Source organism: Longispora fulva, from assembly GCF_015751905.1.
GTDB lineage: Bacteria > Actinomycetota > Actinomycetes > Mycobacteriales > Micromonosporaceae > Longispora > Longispora fulva.
Genome location: NZ_JADOUF010000001.1, coordinates 8,523,763 through 8,540,574, shown reverse-complemented (window position 1 = coordinate 8,540,574; position 16,812 = coordinate 8,523,763). Strand labels below are relative to the sequence as shown.

The 16,812-nt window shown below is 72.6% G+C and carries 10 protein-coding genes; 7 read left to right on the top strand and 3 right to left on the bottom strand.

Features of this window, described 5'->3' with window-relative positions; genetic code table 11:
* Positions 1-198 precede the first annotated feature (198 nt).
* Genes IW245_RS39420 through IW245_RS39410 form a run of 3 tightly spaced genes read left to right on the top strand, consistent with a single transcriptional unit; the run spans position 199 to position 4,615 of the window.
* Positions 199-1,728, top strand: a complete 1,530-nt coding sequence (locus tag IW245_RS39420) for a glycosyltransferase family 2 protein (RefSeq protein WP_197008139.1) — start codon at positions 199-201, stop codon at positions 1,726-1,728.
* Positions 1,725-1,862 (top strand): hypothetical protein, encoded by a 138-nt coding sequence (locus tag IW245_RS39415; RefSeq protein WP_197008138.1) that lies wholly within the window; start codon positions 1,725-1,727, stop codon positions 1,860-1,862. The genes IW245_RS39420 and IW245_RS39415 overlap by 4 nt, the downstream gene beginning before the upstream one ends.
* On the top strand, positions 1,859-4,615 hold the full coding sequence (locus IW245_RS39410) for an acyltransferase family protein (protein WP_231399091.1): 2,757 nt from the start codon (positions 1,859-1,861) through the stop codon (positions 4,613-4,615). The genes IW245_RS39415 and IW245_RS39410 overlap by 4 nt, the downstream gene beginning before the upstream one ends.
* A gap of 41 nt (positions 4,616-4,656) precedes the next feature.
* On the opposite strand, the gene IW245_RS39405 is transcribed toward IW245_RS39410, so the two are convergent.
* From IW245_RS39405 to IW245_RS39395, 3 genes are all read right to left on the bottom strand, one after another.
* Complete coding sequence (locus IW245_RS39405) at positions 4,657-7,410, bottom strand: helix-turn-helix transcriptional regulator (RefSeq protein ID WP_197008137.1); 2,754 nt, start codon at positions 7,408-7,410, stop codon at positions 4,657-4,659.
* Positions 7,411-7,489: 79 nt separating this feature from the next.
* A complete protein-coding gene (locus tag IW245_RS39400) occupies positions 7,490-9,646 on the bottom strand; it encodes a M4 family metallopeptidase (RefSeq protein ID WP_197008136.1) in 2,157 nt (718 codons plus the stop codon).
* A 135-nt stretch (positions 9,647-9,781) separates the two neighbouring features.
* Positions 9,782-11,020 carry an MFS transporter gene (locus tag IW245_RS39395; protein WP_197008135.1) on the bottom strand — a complete coding sequence of 413 codons (1,239 nt, stop codon included), beginning with the start codon at positions 11,018-11,020 and terminating at the stop codon, positions 9,782-9,784.
* A 52-nt stretch (positions 11,021-11,072) separates the two neighbouring features.
* Between IW245_RS39395 and IW245_RS39390 the strand changes: the two genes are divergently transcribed.
* The 4 genes from IW245_RS39390 to IW245_RS39375 all read left to right on the top strand — a co-directional run bounded on the left by IW245_RS39390 (position 11,073) and on the right by IW245_RS39375 (position 16,756).
* Complete coding sequence (locus IW245_RS39390) at positions 11,073-11,933, top strand: winged helix-turn-helix transcriptional regulator (protein WP_197008134.1); 861 nt, start codon at positions 11,073-11,075, stop codon at positions 11,931-11,933.
* Position 11,934: 1 nt separating this feature from the next.
* Positions 11,935-12,519, top strand: a complete 585-nt coding sequence (locus tag IW245_RS39385) for a TetR/AcrR family transcriptional regulator (protein ID WP_197008133.1) — start codon at positions 11,935-11,937, stop codon at positions 12,517-12,519.
* A gap of 68 nt (positions 12,520-12,587) precedes the next feature.
* Entirely contained in the window at positions 12,588-13,475 is an 888-nt protein-coding gene (locus IW245_RS39380; RefSeq protein WP_233472957.1) for an alpha/beta fold hydrolase, read from the top strand.
* 155 nt (positions 13,476-13,630) lie between these two features.
* The gene (locus IW245_RS39375; protein WP_197008131.1) at positions 13,631-16,756 is read left to right on the top strand and encodes a discoidin domain-containing protein; all 3,126 of its coding nucleotides are present in this window, start codon (positions 13,631-13,633) and stop codon (positions 16,754-16,756) included.
* Positions 16,757-16,812: the final 56 nt, after the last annotated feature.

Sequence of the window (16,812 nt, the reverse complement as noted above, 5' to 3'; positions counted from 1 at the left end):
ATGGCGCGCCGGGAGATTACCGTCCAGTATGGAATGGGTATCCGGTGAGCCCGATCACAGCGTCGCCTTTACGCTTCCCACACTAACTGTGAGACGTGTTTACTAAATGCTGTCGACCGGCCGGCAGTGTGGCAGTCCGGCCGGCCCATCCATCGAATCCCACTTATTCAGGCCCGTATCCAGGGGGCTTCCTTCAGCATGTCCGCGACAACGCTCCTCCCCGCTCCACCCGACGACGACGAGCTCTACTCGTACTTCGGCCCGCAACGCCGATGGGTGCTCCTGTCGGTACTCTTCTCCTACATATTCACGGCCGTCACCCTATTCCTGTTCGCGCTCCGGCATCCCGCGTTATGGGCATTCCTCGCCGTACTCGCGGTCAATGTCGCCGGCTGGGCCCTGTCCCTCGTGGACGGTCAACGCCAGCGCCGGCTGACCCGCGCCTCGCACGAGCTGCTGGTCCGGTCGTGGACCCCGGCGCTGGTCCCTGACGTGGACGTCTTCCTGCCCACCTGCGGCGAGCCGCTCGACGTGCTCGCCAACGCCTACCGCGCCGTGGCCGCCCTCGACTGGGACGGGCCGCTCACGGTCTGGGTCCTCGACGACGGCGACCGCCCTGAGGTGCGCGAACTCGCTTTCCGCCACGGCTATGAGTACGTGGTGCGCCCCGACCGAGGGGTGCTGAAGAAGGCCGGCAACCTCAACCACGCGCTGACCGTCAGCGCCGGCGACCTGATCGCGATCCTCGACGCGGACTTCTGCCCCCGGCCCGACTTCCTCCGGCACCTCGCGCCGTACCTGGCCGACCCGGCGGTGGGCATCGTGCAGAGTCCGCAGTTCTTCGACACCGATCCGGCGATGAACTGGATCCAGCGTTCGGCGGGTTCCGCGCAGGAATGGTTCTTCCGCTGGCTGCAACCGTCCCGGGACGCCGACAATGCGGCGATCTGTTGCGGGAGCAACGCGCTCTACCGCCGGTCGGCCATCGAGGAGATCGACGGATTCGCGAAACTCGAACACAGCGAGGACATGTACACCGGGCTGGAACTGCTGAAACACGGATACCGCACGCAGTATGTCCCGATCGTACTCGCGAAGGGATTGTCGCCCGACGCATTGCCCGCCTACATCAACCAGCAGTACCGGTGGGCGATGGGCAATCTCCACCTCATTCACGACCGTGCGTTCCACCGGATGTCGGCGCCGTGGCGGTTCAAGGTGTCCTACTGGAACGGCATTCTCAGTTATGTCCTGACGGCGGTGAACGCGTTCGCCGCCCCACTGCCGCCGATCATCATGATGCTGTGCTACCCGGGCGACATCCGGCCCTGGCACGTGCTGCCGATCATCCTGCCGGTGTGGATGTGGTTCGTGCTGCTGCCGATGGTGTCGACCACGCACTGGCGGGTCGAGGTGATCCGCTCGCACCTGCTGGTCAGCTTCGCCGCCGGGGCGGCCCTCGTGCACACCCTGCGCCGGCGCAGCGCCACCTGGGTGCCGACCGGCACCGGGACCGGGAGGTCGAAGCTGTCCACCACCGTGGCCCGGGTCGCGATCGGCTGGCTCACCCTGACCACCCTGCTGTCCTGGGTCGGCCTCGGCTACGACCTCGTCCGGTTCGGCCCGCGCGACCACTGGGCGATGGGCGGTTACGTCGCGCTCACCTCGTATCTCAGCGTGCCCTTGATCTTCGCTCTGCTCCGACCACTGCTCAAGGAGAAGTCATGACCACGGTTTCCGCCGGCCGCCGCACGACCTCCGGCTACGGCTGGCCCGAGGGCCTGGCCGCCACGCTCGTGTTGGCCGTACTGGCGCTGGTCGCCTCCGGCCTCGTCGACCCGATGCTGCCGTGGACGCGATGAGGCCTGTCGGCGGCCCGACCGGGCCGGCGGGTCCGGGCTGGCGGCCCGACATCGAGGGCCTGCGCGCCGTCGCGGTCCTCACCGTGCTGGGCTTCCACGCCGCCGTGCCGCATCTCGGGGGCGGCTACATCGGCGTGGACGTCTTCTTCGCGATCTCCGGCTTCCTGATCACCGGCCTGCTCGTCGCCGAGCTGCGCCGGACCGGCCGGGTGTCGCTGCCGGAGTTCTACGCCCGCCGGGCCCGGCGGATCCTGCCGGCCGCCGGGCTCGTGCTGCTGGCCACGGCCGTCGCGGGCCGGGTGCTGCTGCCGCCGCTCCGGCAGCGCGACGTGGCCACCGACGTGCTCGCGGCGGCGGCACACGTCGGCAACTGGCGGTTCATCGCCATCCGGACCGACTACCTGCACGCCGGGGACCCCAGCCCGCTGCTGCACTACTGGTCGCTCGGCGTGGAGGAGCAGTTCTACCTGCTCTGGGCGCCGGTGCTGGCCCTCGTGGCGTTCCTGGCCCGGCGGCGGCCGGTCGCCGTGGTGGCGGCCGTGCTGGTGCTCGGCACGGCGGCGTCGTTCGCGCTGTCGCTGCGCTGGACCGCGACGTCGGGGCCGCTGGCCTATCTCTCCTCGCCGTCGCGGGCGTGGCAGTTCGGGGTCGGCGGGCTCGCCGCGCTGGCTGCGCCGTGGGCCGCCCGGGTGCCGCTCTGGCTGCGCGGGGTCCTCGGGGCGGCCGGGCTGGCCGCCATCGGTTTCTCGACCGTGGCGTTCACAAGCCAGACTCCTTTTCCGGGTACCGCCGCCCTGGTGCCCACGCTCGGCGCGGTCGCCGTGCTGCTGTCCGGGGCGGGGCCGGCCCGGACCCTGTTGTCCTGGGCCCCGGTGCGCCTCGTCGGCCGGCTGTCCTTCGCCTGGTACCTGTGGCACTGGCCCGTTCTGGTGCTCGCCGAGGCCCGTTACGGGCCCGTGGAGTGGCCGGTGAAGCTCGCCCTGGTGCTGGCCGCCGGGATGCCCGCCGCCGCGACCCTGTGGCTCGTGGAGCGGCCGATCCGGTTCTCCGCCGCCATCTCGGCGTTCCCCCGCCGGGGACTGGCGATCGGCGCGACGGCCGTCGTGCTGCCCCTCGCCGCCGGACTCGTCCTCGGGACCGCCGCCGTGCGCGGGCTCGGGGACGGCGGCGGCCGGCTGCCGGGGCTCGCCGAGTTCACGGCCGCCGCCCTGTCGGCCAGCCCGGCCACCGGCGGGCCCGTGGTGCCGGCGCCGGCCGCCGCGCGGGTCGACTACGGGCCGCTGCCGGGCGAGTGCCTCGTGGCCCCGGCCGCCGTGGTCAGCCCGCCGTGCCGGTTCGGCCCCGCTTCCGGGGACCGGGTCGTGCTGCTCGGGGACTCGCAGGCCGCACAGTGGTTCCCGGCCGTGTCGCAGATCGCCGCCCGGCGCGGCCTCGGCGTCGAGGTGCTGACCAAACAGGGCTGCCCGCTGGCGACCCTGACCGTGGTGAACCCGCAACTGGGTCGGGAGTACCGCGAGTGCACCGAGTGGCGCAGGTACGCGCTCAACCGGGTGAACGCCTGGCCGCAGCCCAAGCTCGTCCTGGCCGCCTCCCTGAACGCCTACGTGGCCGACCCGAGGGCCGGCTGGGACGCCACCCTCGCCGGGCTCGCCGGGCTCCCGGTCGGCTATCTGCGGGCCACTCCCCTGCCCGGCCGGGACGTGCCCACCTGCGTGTCCGGGGCCCTGGACGACTGGCGGGCCTGCCAGTTCCCCCGGTCGGCGGCGCTGCGCCCCGACCCGGTCGCCGACCGGCCCCCGACCGGCGTGCGGGTCGTCGACGTGGACGACCTGCTCTGCCCCGGTGACGCGTGTCCGGCTGTGATCGGCGGCGTGCTGCTCTACCGCGACGACAGCCACCTCACGGCCACCCTGACCTCGCTGCTCGCGCCCCGGGTCGAGGCGCTGCTCGAACAGCGCGGCCTGCTCGCCGGCACCGGTTGGCAGCAGGTCTGGCGGGACGACTTCGACGGCACGACCTTGTCCACCCGCGACTGGCTGTACGACCTCGGCACCTGCTACCCCGGCTGCCCCGCCCCGAACTGGGGCACCGGCGAGGTCGAGACCATGACCGCCGACGCGGTGGCCGTGGCCGGCGGCCGGCTGGCGATCACCCCGACCCTGCGGGACGGGACGTGGACGTCCGGGCGGATCGAGTCCCGGCGCGCCGACTTCGCCGCCCCGAGGTCCGGCACGCTGCGGGTCGAGGCGTCGATCCAGCTGCCCCAGGTCGACCCCGGCACCGGGGCCGGGTACTGGCCGGCGTTCTGGATGCTCGGCGGGGCGCTCCGCGACGGGTACACCGGCTGGCCGGGCGTCGGCGAGCTGGACGTCGTCGAACAGCTCAACGGCCGGCCAGGGGTGCTCGCCACGATGCACTGCGGGGTCTACGTCGCCGGGCCGTGCGACGAGCCCCGGGGGCTGGGCAAGGGCGAGCGGCCGTGCGCGGCCTGTGTCACGGGGTTCCACACCTACCGGGTGGAGCTGGAGGCCGCCGAGGTGCGCTGGTACCTCGACGGCGCGCTGACCCAGACGGTCCGGGCGGACAGTGTGGACGCCGCGACGTGGCGGGCGGCCACCGAGCACGGATTCTTCCTGATCCTGAACGTGGCGGTCGGCGGCACGATGCCGGGCGGGCCGAACGCCGCGACCGTTTCCGGGAAGCCGATGCTCGTCGACTGGGTGGCGGTGTCGACGCGCTCGAACGGCGGCTGATCCCGGGGCGTGCCGCGCCGGTGCGCGGCCCGCTCTCCGGACTATCCAGCCGGGGCCCGGCTGATCAGTTCGGCCCGGTTGCGCACGCCCAGCCGGCGGAACAGCCGGGTCAGGTTGGCCTCCACCGCCTTGACCGACAGGTGCAGCACCCCGGCGATCTCCCGGTTCGTGGCCCCGGCCCGGACCAGCTCCGCAATCCGCAGCTCCAGGTCGGACAGCGGACCCTCGGGCGCGTCGAGCCGGGCCAGCTCCGCCTCGGCGTGCCGCAGGTACGGCACGCAGCCGGCCAGGGTGTACCGCTCGGCAGCCTCCTGCAACGCCGCCCTGGCCGCCGCCCGCCGCCGCGCCCTGCGCTCCAACGCGGCGAGGGTGAGCAGCGCGCGGGCCACCTCCAACGGGTACGGGTGATCCCCGGGCAGGAGCGCCCGCAGCTCGTCGGCCGCGGCCCGGGGGTCGCCGGTCACCCCGGCGAGCAGGATCCGGGACCTGGTCAGGCCCAGGGTCACCACGTCGCGGCCCAGCCGGGCGGCCTCGGCGCGCGCCTCGCCGAGCAGGCCGGCGGCCTCGGCCGTGGCCCCGGTCAGGATCAGGCTCTCGGCGAGGTCGGCGTCGATCAGGAACATCGCCGGGTCGGTGTAACCCTGGCGGTGCAGCAGGGAACGGCTGCGGCGCTGGCTGCGCGCGGACGCCTCGTACCGGCCGAGGAGCCATTCGGCCCGGCCGCGCAGCCCGAGGGCGTAGGCCAGCCACTCCACGGCGTCGGTGCGCGCCCAGGCCGACGCAGCGGCGTCCAGCAGCTCGAACGCGCGTTCGGCCGTGCCGCCGTTGAGTTCGGCCGCGCCCCGTTGCAGCAGCTCGCCGAGCCGGTCGGACTCGAGTTCCGCGCGCAGCCGGCCCCCGTACTGGCCCGTGGCGTGCGCCTCCGAGCACCGGCCGGCCCGCTCGTACAGGCCGGTGGCGGTGAACAACAGGTCGCACAGGTCCAGGGTGCGGCCGGCGCGTTCGGTGTCGGCCCGGAGGCGTTCGTGCGCGCCGAGCGCCCCGGGCACGTCCCCGGACCGGACCAGCGCCACGGCCTGGATCTGCCGCATGAAGATCGACGCCTCGGTGAGCGGCTGGCCGGCGGCCAGGGCGCAGCCGCGTTCCAGGACCGCCAGGGAGCCCTGCGGGTCGCGGTGCAGCTGGTGGGCGAGCCGGGTGGCGATGGCCTCGACCTCCAGTTCCTCGTCGCCGGCGTCGCGGGCCAGTTCCTCGATCCGGTCGAGGCCGGGCGGCCCGGCGCGGACGCCGGTCTCGTGGAAGGCCTGGTAGGCGCGGGCCAGCAGCACCCAGCCGGTGAGGCGCGGGTCGCCCCCGGCGTCGAGGGCCGCGGCGTCGAGCAGGGCCTTGACGTCGGCCGGATCCTGGCCGGGGAGCCGGGCGTGCAGCAGCCGGGCGCCCACCCGGTCGGCAGGGTCCGGGCCCCGGATGACGGCCAGGCACGCCGAGCGGACCTGGTCGGGCAGGCCGGCGGCGTGCGCGTGCCGGGCGGCGGCGAGCAGCCGGTGCGACACGAGCGCCGGCCCGTCGGCGGGTGCTCCGGCGGGCTCCTCGTCGACGACCCCTGGGGTGTGTTCGGCGGCGAGCCGGCACAGTTCGGCGGCCGTGCCCGGCGCGCCCCGGGCCAGGGCCACCTCCGCCGCGGCCTCCAGGGCCTCGGCGAGCGCCCGGTCGGGTCCCGGCGTGGCCAGTGCCCGGTGCCGGACCCTTTCGACCGGGTCGGGGACGAGGTCGGCGAGCCGGGTGTGGGCCGCCTGGCGCTGTGCCGGGGTCGCGTCGGCGTAGACCAGCTCGCCGAGCAGCGGGTGGCTGAACCGCAGTTCGCCGCCCGGGGACAGGCCCAGCACCCCGGTGGCCAGCCCGACGGCGAGCCCGGGGTCGTCGGTGGGCAGCAGTTCGCGCCCGGGCCGGGCCGCCGCGGCGACGAGGAGCAGCGCGGGCATGGCCGCGACCGGCAGTTCGGCGAGCCGGGCGGACAGCAGTGGCCGGAGCCGGTCGGGGACGGGCAGCGGCTCGTCCGGGCGGACCGGCTCGCCCCGGCGGCGCAGGGCCCGGCCGAGTTCGAGGGCGTAGAGCGGGTTGCCGCCGCTGGACGCGCGGACCCGGCCGAGGGTGTCGCCGGTGAGCGGCATGTCCAGGCGGTTGCGCAGCAGTTCGCCGAGGAGGGTCTCGGGCAGGCCGTCGAGCGCGATCTCCGTCACCTGTGGCGGGAGCAGCTCGATCGCGAGCGGTTCGGCGCCGGGCTCGACGCGTTCGGTGACGAGCATCCGGACGGGCAGGCCGCCGAGCCTGCGGGCGGCGAACGCGAGCACCTCGGCGCTGGCCGGGTCGATCCAGTGCGCGTCGTCGAGGACGAGCAGGACGGTGCCGCGCAGGGCGAGGCCGCGCAGCAGTTCCAGGACGCCGAGCCGGATGGCGAGCTGGTCGGTGGCGGCCCCGGCGAGGGGCGCCCCGCGCAGCAGCGCGGTCTCCAGCGCCGCGCGCAGGTGGCCGGGCAGGGCTGGCGGGTCCACGTCGAGCACGCCGCTGAACAGGTCGCACAGGGTCAGGTGCGGGAGTCCGGCCTCGACGGCCGAGGGCGTGCTGCGCAGGACGAGCTGCCCCTGGGCGGCGGCTTCGGCGCCCAGGACCTCCACGACCGCGGACTTGCCGATGCCGGCCGGTCCGTACAGCAGCACGCCGGCACCCGCGTCCAGCTGTGCCCGGCACCGTTCGAGAACGTCCTCGCGCCCCAACAGGGTCGGTTGATCGCTCATGCGGGACAGTGTGCGCTTCCTCCCCGGGTACGCGAAAGGCCGGCAGGTCCCGGGTGGAGACCTGCCGGCCGGGTGCCGTCTACGTCAGCGACACGTCGTCGACGAGGAAGGTCGTCTGCAGGTAGGCGTCCTCCGCGCCCAGGAACTTCAACGTGATCGTCTGACCACGGTACGCAGCCAGATTCACGCTCTTCTGTACATAGCCGGCGCTGGCATTCGCGTTGGAGTACGTCGCCAGGGTCGTGGACCCCGCCTGCACCTTGAGGGTGTCGTACACGGTGGAGCCGCTCTCGGCCGTGGTCACCTTGAGCCAGAAGGTCAGGGTGCCCGAGGCGGTGGCCGGGATGGTGACGCTCTGGGACACGGTCTCGGTGTTGGCCGAGCCCACGCCGTTCATCCAGGCGTACCAGCTGCCGCCGTGCGCGGCCTGCTGCGTGCTGTTGGTGATGTCCTGCGCGGACTGGGTCCAGCCGGTGACGCCCGACTCGAAGCCCGGGTTCGCGATCAGGTTGCCGCCGGGGCCGGCCGTCGGGCTGACGGTCGGGGAGGCGGTCGGCGACGCGGTGGGACTGGTCGTCGGGTTGCCGGTCGGGCTGGTCGTCGGCGACGGCACGGCGGTGCCGACCGAGACGGCCGCCCACGCGACCGACGTCTGCCAGTACTCGACCGACGACGCGCCGTAGAGGTCCTTGGCGGCGTTGAGGGTCGCGGTGCGGGCCTGCGAGTAGTTGGTGGTCGAGCCCATGTAGGTGGTCAGCGCCCGGTAGTAGATGGCGATGGCCTTGTCCCGGCCGATGCCGGCCACGGTGGAGCTGTTGCAGGTGACTCCGTTGTGCGCCCGGCCGCCGATCGTCTTCGCGCCGCTGCCCTCGGACAGCAGGTAGAAGAAGTGGTTGCCGACGCCCGAGGACAGGTGCACGTCGAGGTTGCCGACGCCGGAGTACCAGCAACCCTTGCTCTGGCCGTCCAGGGTCGGATCGTCCATTCGCCGCAGACCGCCGGCGTTGCCGACGTTCCAGCCGATCTTCTCGCCGATGTAGTAGTCACCGGGATCGCTGGCGTTGTTCGCGTAGAACTCCACCGTGGTGCCGAAGATGTCCGAGGTGGCCTCGTTCAGGCCGCCGGACTCGCCCTGGTACTGCAGCCCCGCCGTCGCCGACGTCACGCCGTGGGTCAGCTCGTGGCCGTCCACGTCGAGCGCGGTGAGCGGGGTGTAGTTGTTCTGCGAGTTGCCGTCGCCGAACACCATGCAGAAGCAGTCGTCCTGCCAGTACGCGTTGAGCAGGTTCGAGCCGACGTGCACGTAGGCCGAGGCCCCCACGCCGTCGCCCCGGATCCCGCTGCGGCCGAACGTGTTCTTGTAGAAGTCCCACGTCTTGGCCAGCCCGTAGTTGGCGTCGACGCCGGCGGTGGCCCGGTCGCTGCTCGTGCCGGAGCCCCAGGTGTTGTCGGCGTCGGTGAACAGGGTCGCGCCCTGCGACGGGGAGTTCTCCGACGCGCCGTGCGCGTCGTAGATCCTGGTGTTGCCGCGCACCGGGTCGGTCATGGAGTACGACGAGCCGGCTTGGGTGGTGTCGAGGCTGACCGTGCCGGAGTGCTGGCCCTTGCCGGTGCCGACGACGTCGTGGATCAGCTCGTAGGAGGTGATCACCGCGCCGCTCTGCGCGTCGGTGACGACGGCCGACTTGGTGTATTGGCCGGCGGCGTCAGTACCCTCCACAGTGCTGCGGTAGGCCAGCGTCGGGGTGCCGTCAACGGCGTAGACGACCAGCTCGGGGCTCGCCTTGCCGGCCGCGAACCCGGCGGCGGCCGACGCGGCGGCCTGGGAGCCGCTGATCTTCGGCGTGGTGCTGGGCACCGTGACCTTCGCCTCGACGGCCTTCTGGGTGGTGCGGACGGCCCCGCCGGGGGCGCGGTGCACGATCAGGTCGCCACCGACGACGGGCAGGCCCGCGTACGTGCGGTCGTAGCGGACGTGCCGGGAGCCGTCGGAGTCCACCACGACGTCCTTGACGACGAGCTTCTCCTGCGCGCCGAGGCCGAGCGCCTTCGCGGCGGCCACGGCCTCGCTCTGCCCCACCTGGAGTGCCGCCGCCCGGTCCTGAGGGCTGAGCTTCCTGGCGGTCACCAGGGCTTCGCCACTGGCGCCGGTGCCGGCCTGCGCGAGGCCCACCCCGGTCACCGCGACGGCGACCACGGCCACGCCGATGGCGACCGTCATCTTCCTGCTGGACATGTCGATCCCTTCACCGGGTCACGTGAGAGGGGAGAAAACGATCAATGTCTGACCCGGTGAACGGACGTTAAGACGGCTGTTACCTCGATAACAACGGCACAAGGGAGTAGGCAAGGGACCGGCAAGGGGTGATCGTCAGCCGGACGCGACACCGGTGGCCGCCGGGACCGGATCGCGCGGTTCGCCCCTGGTGGGAGGCCGTCCCGACCACCAGGCGAGCGCAGCGGCCCCGGCGGCGAGCGCCGCGCACAGTCCCCAGAGCGCACCGGGGGCCCGGGCGTAGACGGCGGCGCCGAGCGGGGCGGACAGCAGGGTGCCGCTGGTGGCGAGTCCGACGTAGAGGCCCTGGTAGCGGCCGACGAGTTCCGGGGCCGCGGCGTCGACGACGTGCGCGTTGGCGGTGGTCTTGTACAGGATCTCCCCGGCGGTGAGCACCACCATGCCGCCGATCACCACCCAGGCCGCCGAGCTGACCCCGAAGAGCCCGAACCCCGCCCCCACCAGGAGGTACCCGGCGCCCACGATGCCCAGCGACGGCAGCCGGCGCAGCGCCAGGGTCACCGGGATCTCGCACACCAGGATCAGGCCGGAGCCGATCGCGATCAGCGCCGCGTACAGCCCGACGGGGTGGCCGGTGTCGCGGAGGTGCACGGGCAGGGTCGAGTAGAGCTGCCGGTAGACGAGGTCGACGACGACGATGGCGGGCAGGAAGGTGAGCAGCCGCCGGTCGGCGCGCAGACTCCGCCACAGGCTCGCCCTGGGTCCACCGCGCCCGGTCGGACCCTGGGCCCGTCGCCCGGAGCCCCCCGCACTCCGGGCGACGGGATCCTCCCGGGGCAGCAACCGGGTGGTCACCGCCCGCACCAGCAGGGTCACGACCCCGTCGATCACGAACATCCACGTGTACGAGTACGCCGCGAGCACCGCGCCCAGCGGCGGCCCGAGCACGCACCCCGCGTTGAACGCCGCCCGGGTGACCGCCACGGACCGGCGCCGGTCCCCCTCGGGCACGGCGAGCGCCACGAGCGCGCCCTGCGACACCCCGAGGGTGGCCCCCGCGTAGCCGACGAGGGCCATGTGCGCGGCGAGCACGGCCGACGGCAGCCACGGCACCGCGATCATGCCGACCCCGACGACGGCGGAGGTGACCACCAGGGTCCGCCGGTGCCCGAACCGGTCCCCGAACCCGCCGCCGGTGAAGTTGCCGGCGAGCACGCCGACCCCGAGCGCCGCACTGACGGCCGCCGCGTGGCCGAGGGTCAGGTGCCGGGGGCCGGTCAGGTACAGGAACAGGTAGATCGACACGAACGAGCCGATCGCGTTGACGAACCGGCCGCCGGCCAGGACCCAGACCAGTCGGGGGATGTCGCGCATGAGAGTGCCTCCGAGTAAGTCTCTTTTCGGAACTGACCCTAGACTGGGGCGCATGGACCGCACAACCCGGTTGCAGGACCCGGCCTGCGCCATCGCCCAGGCCCTCGACGTGGTCGGCGACTGGTGGAGCCTGCTCGTGCTGCGCGACGTGGCCCGGGGGCTGCACCGGTTCGAGGAGTTGCGGGCGTCGCTGGGCGTGTCCCGCAAGGTGCTCACCGAGCGGCTCGGCGACCTCGTCGGGCACCGGGTGCTGGAGCGCCGGCCGTACACCGACCGGCCGCCGCGCTCGGAGTACGTGCTGACGGATCTCGGCCGGGGGCTGCTGCCCGTGCTGGTCGCGCTCCAGGACTGGGGGGACCGGTGGCTGATGGGCGACGGCACGGCGACGGCGACGGCGAGCGCGGACTCGACCGAGGCGGCCAGGGTGCGCGCTCTCGTCGGTTCCCGGATCCCGGTCCTGGAAGGTCTTGATCCGGTCGCCGCGACACCATGGACGGTGCTGTACTGCTACCCCGGCACCGGCCTGGGCGCGGCGGGCGTGCCGGGCGCGGCCGGCTGCACCCTGGAGTCGTGCACCTACCGCGACCGGCTCGGCGAGTTCGCGGCCCTCGGTGCGACCGTGCACGGGGTGAGCACCCAGACCCCGGCCGAGCAGGCGGCGTTCGCCAGCGCCGAGCGGATCCGGTTCCCGCTGCTGTCCGACGGCGACCTGGAACTGGCCACGGCGCTGCGGCTGCCGACCTTCCGCGCGGCCGGCACCGCCCGGCTCAAGCGGCTGACCCTGGTGGTCGACGCCGGCCGGACCGTGCGCGGGGTGCTCTACCCCATCCCGGACGTCACCGGGAGCGTCGAGGACGCGCTGGAGATCGTCCGGCGGTTGACACTTCCGCACGACCGTGCGCAGAATGGCTGACATGAGCAAGGGCGAGCTGACCAAGCAGGCCGTGCTGGAGGAGGCGACGACGATCGCCGCCCGGCTCGGCCTCGAGGGGCTCACGATCGGCTCCCTGGCGACCGCGACGAACATGTCCAAGAGCGGGCTGTTCGGCCACTTCCGGTCCAAGGAGGCCCTGCAACTACAGGTCCTGGCCTTCGCCAGGGAGAACTTCACCGACCTGGTGATCCGCCCGGCCCTGGCGGCCCCGCGCGGCGAGCCCCGGCTGCGGGTGATGTTCGACCGCTGGCTGGAGTTGGGCCGCAGCTTCGCGGCCGGCTGCCTGTTCGTGTCGGCGGCGACCGAGTTCGACGACCGCGACGGCCTGGTCCGCGACCAGCTCGTGCACGACCACCAGGACATGCTGGACTCGGTCGCGCAGATGGTCCGGGCCGGGATCTCCGAGGGCCATTTCCGCGCCGACGCCGACGCCGAGCAGTTCGCGCACGACCTGAACAGCATGATGCTCGGCTTCTACCACTCGCACCGGCTGATGCGCGATCCACGCGCGGAGGCCAGGACCCGGCGAGCCTTCGACACTCTCCTCGACAACGCCAGACCCTGATTTTTTAGGAGTACTCCGCCATGGCCGCTTCCTCGTTCGTAAAAAGCACGATCGTTCGTTCTCTTCGAGTGACCTTCCGCACCCTCGACACGGTCGCCCCGGCCGCGGCCGTCGCCCTCGCCGAACGGCTGTGGTGCACCATCCCGAAGGGCCCGGTCCGGCCGTTCGACACCCCCGGCGAACAGTTCGTCGTCCCGGTCGACGGGCGGGCCGTCGTCGTCGAGTCCTGGGGCGAGGGCCCGATCGTGTACCTGCTGCACGGCTGGGGCGGCTGGCGCGGACAGTTCGGCGGGTTCCTCGGGCCACTGCTGGACGCCGGGTTCCGGGTGGTGGCGCTCGACGCGCCCGGCCACGGCGACTCCGCCCCGGGCGCGTTCGGCAAGGGGCGCGGGCTGCTGCCCGAGCTGTCGGTCGCGCTGACCCGGGTCGTGGAGGCGGTCGGCCCCGCGCACGCGGTCATCGGGCACTCCCTCGGCGGGTCTGCCGCGGCGATCGCCGTCCTCGACGGGTTGCGCACCGAGCACCTGGTGCTGGTCGCGGCGGCGGCGGACCCGATCCCGTACACCCGGGACTTCGCCGCGGCGTTCGGCATCAGCGAGGCGGTGCGGACCGGGTTCCTGACGAAGCTGGAGCGGCGGGTCAAGCGCCGGATGAGCGACTTCGACATCCCGGCCCGGGCCAGGGCCGCCGTGTCGGCGCTGCCGAAGGCCCTGGTCGTGCACGACGCGGGCGACAAGGAGGTGCGCCATTCCGACGCCGGGGCCGTGGTCGCGGCGTGGCCGGGGGCGGATCTGTGGTCCACGGAGGGCCTGGGGCACCGGCGGATCCTGCGGGCCCCGGAGGTCGTGGCCGGCGTCGTCTCCCGGCTCGCCGGATCCGGGGCCGCACCGACCGCCGCGCCGGTGGAGCACGAGGCTCCCGCGGAGCCCGGGACGCGGGTCCACGCGACCGCCTGACGGCGACATGGCGAACGTGCAATATATGACAGGACACGGCCGATCGGTGCGCGGAATCTGCGTGTACACGCATAGCCGGCGCGCATTGATGCACGCAGTTGCTCGTTTCCAGTCAAGTATTGACATGAATGCTCAAGCGTTCGTCCAATGACGCCATGACTTCACCTCCTCGTAGACTCCGCCTGCTACTCGGAGCCCTCCTGGTCGGCACCGCGCTCAGCGTGTGTCCGATCTCCCCCGCCGCCGCCGCCACGGCCGGGGACGTGACCGGGTTCAGCCAGTCCGGCAACACCTACAACATCACGACGTCCGGCGCGGCGAAGGCCAGAGTGGTCTTCGCCCGCGCCGACATCTTCCGGGTGCAGCTCGCCCCGACCGGGACGTACGACGACCCGGCCGGCACCGACATCACCATCAAGACGGACTTCGGCTACACGGCACCGGCCTTCACCGACGCCGGCACGTACTACAAGGTCACCACCAGCTCGGTCACCGTCCGGGTGAACAAGTCGCCGCTGAAGTTCTCCGCCTACAAGGCGGACAACACGACGCTGCTGTGGTCGGAGTCGGCCGCGCTGAGCTGGACCGGGACCCAGACCACCCAGACCCTGAGCCAGGGCACCGACGAGCAGTACTACGGCACCGGGCTGCGGCTCGGCGACTGGGCACTGCGCGGCAAGACGGTACCCATCAAGGTCGACAACCAGTGGAACGAGAACAACAACGCCTCCCCGGCGCCGTTCTACATGTCCACCAACGGGTACGGCGTCCTGCGCAACACCTGGAAGCCCGGCTCCTACGCGTTCACGGGCCCCTCGTCGTTCACCCACGACGAGAACCGGTTCGACGCGTACTACTTCGCGGGCAACGGCCCGGGCGACCTCAAGGGCGTCCTGAACGCCTACACCGACGTCACCGGCAAGCCGTTCCTGGCCCCGCTGTGGGGCTTCGAGCTGGGCAACGCCGACTGTTTCAACGCCTCCAACCCGTCCTACCAGGGCGCCCACGACCGCCTCGGCCACCAGACCACCCCGGACGTCGTCGCGTACGCCAACGACGCGCGGGCCAAGGACATGCCCTCGGGCTGGTTCCTCCCGAACGACGGCTACGGCTGCGGCTACACCAATCTGTCGCAGTCCGTCTCCGGGCTGGCCGCGAAGGGCTTCAAGACCGGCCTGTGGACGTCCACCGGCCTCACCGGCATGCCCGGTGAGATCGCGGCCGGCTCGCGCGGCGTCAAGACCGACGTGGCGTGGATCGGCGGCGGCTACAAGACGGCGTTCGACGGCGTGAACCAGGCCGTCAGCGGGATCGAGTCCAACTCCGACGCCCGCCGCTACGTGTGGACCGTGGACGGCTGGGCCGGCACCCAGCGCAACGCGATCGTCTGGACCGGCGACACCGAGGGCAACTGGGCGAACATGCGCTGGCACGTGCCGGCCATCGCCGGGGCCGGCCTGTCGGCGCTGAACTACGCGTCCGGCGACGTCGACGGCATCTTCGAGGGCTCGCCCGCGACCTACGCGCGTGACCTGCAGTGGAAGGCGTTCACCCCGGCGTTCATGACCATGTCCGGCTGGGGCCCGACGAACCCGTCGACCGGCTACAACGACAAGCAGCCGTGGCGGTGGGCCGAGCCGACGCTGAGCATCAACCGCAAGTACCTGCAGCTGAAGATGCGGCTGATGCCGTACATGTACACGATGAGCGCCAACGCCACCGCCACCGGCACCCCGGCCGTCCGGGCCATGGTCCTCGACTACCCCAACGACCCGGTCGCGCGCGGCAACCAGACGTCCGGCGAGTTCCTGTCCGGCGACTCCTTCCTCGTCGCCCCGGTCGTCACCAACACCAGCACCCGCGACGGCATCTACCTGCCGGCCGGCACCTGGACCGATTACTGGACCGGGACCGTCTACCAGGGCCCGGCCACGCTCAACGGTTACAGCGCGCCCCTGGACACGCTGCCGCTGTTCGTCAAGGGCGGCGCCATCGTGCCGATGTGGCCGCAGATGAACTACACCGGCGAGAAGCCGGTGGACACCCTCACCTACGACCTCTACCCGCGCGGCACCTCGAACTTCACCCTCTACGAGGACGACGGCATCACCCGCGCCTACCAGACCGGCTCGTCGGCCACCCAGGCCGTCACGATGACGGCGCCGGCCACCGGCACCGGTGACATCACGGTCAACGTCGGCGCGTCGGTCGGTTCCTACACCGGCAAGCCGTCCGCACGCGGCTACGAGTTCAGCACCCACCTGGGCGGCGCGCCGACCACGGTGAAGCTGGGCTCGACCACCCTGACCCAGCAGGCCTCCAAGGCGGCGTACGACAGCGCCGCGACGGGTTGGTTCTTCGACGGCAAGGTGCTGTGGACCAAGGTCGGCTCGCAGTCCGGCGCGTTCTCGGTCACGCTGACCGGGGCCACGCTGCCGGCGACCACCACCCCGCCGACCGGTTCGCAGCCGATCCCGAAGACGGCCTGGTCGCTGGTGTCCGCCGACAGCCAGGAGACGGCGGCCGAGAACGACGCGGCCACCAACGCCTTCGACGGGAACACCGCCACCATGTGGCACACCGCCTGGTCGGGCGGGACGCTCCCGCACGAGATCCAGGTGGACCTGGGCGGCACGTACAACGTGGACTCGCTGAAGGTGCTCCCCCGCCAGGACGGCGGCGCCAACGGCAGGCCCGGCCAGTATGAGGTCTACGTGTCCAACTCCACGAGCAGCTGGGGCACGGCCGTGGCCACGGGCACCTTCGCGGACGACGCCACGGAGAAAACCGTGAGCTTCGCGGCGAAGACCGGCCGGTACATCCGGTTCCGGGCCCTCACCGAGGCCGGCAACCGGGGCCCGTGGACGTCGGTGGCGGAGCTGTCCGCGACCGGCACCGCGGGGACCGCGCCGGCGACCTCCGGGGCCCTCGTGCACCAGGCGTCCTCGAAGTGCGTGGACATCCCCTACGGCACGACGACGCCGGGCTCGCAGCCGACGTTGTACTCCTGCAACGGCGCCCTGCACCAGCAGTGGTCGTTCAACGCCAACGGCACGCTGACCGGCAAGAACGGCGTCTGCCTGGACGGTTCGGCGGCGGTGGTCGCGATCCAGACCTGCTCCGGCGCGGCCGGGCAGCAGTGGGCGCAGCAGAGCGACGGGTCCGTGACCGGGCTGGGCGGCAATTGCCTGGGCACGGTGGGCAACGGGACCGCGAACAGCACGAAGCTGGAGCTGGCGACATGCTCCGGTGCCACCGGCCAGAAGTGGGCCATCCAGTAGGACGAGGGTCCGGGGCCGCCTCCCACGGCGGTCCCGGCCCCACGGTCGCGCCCCCA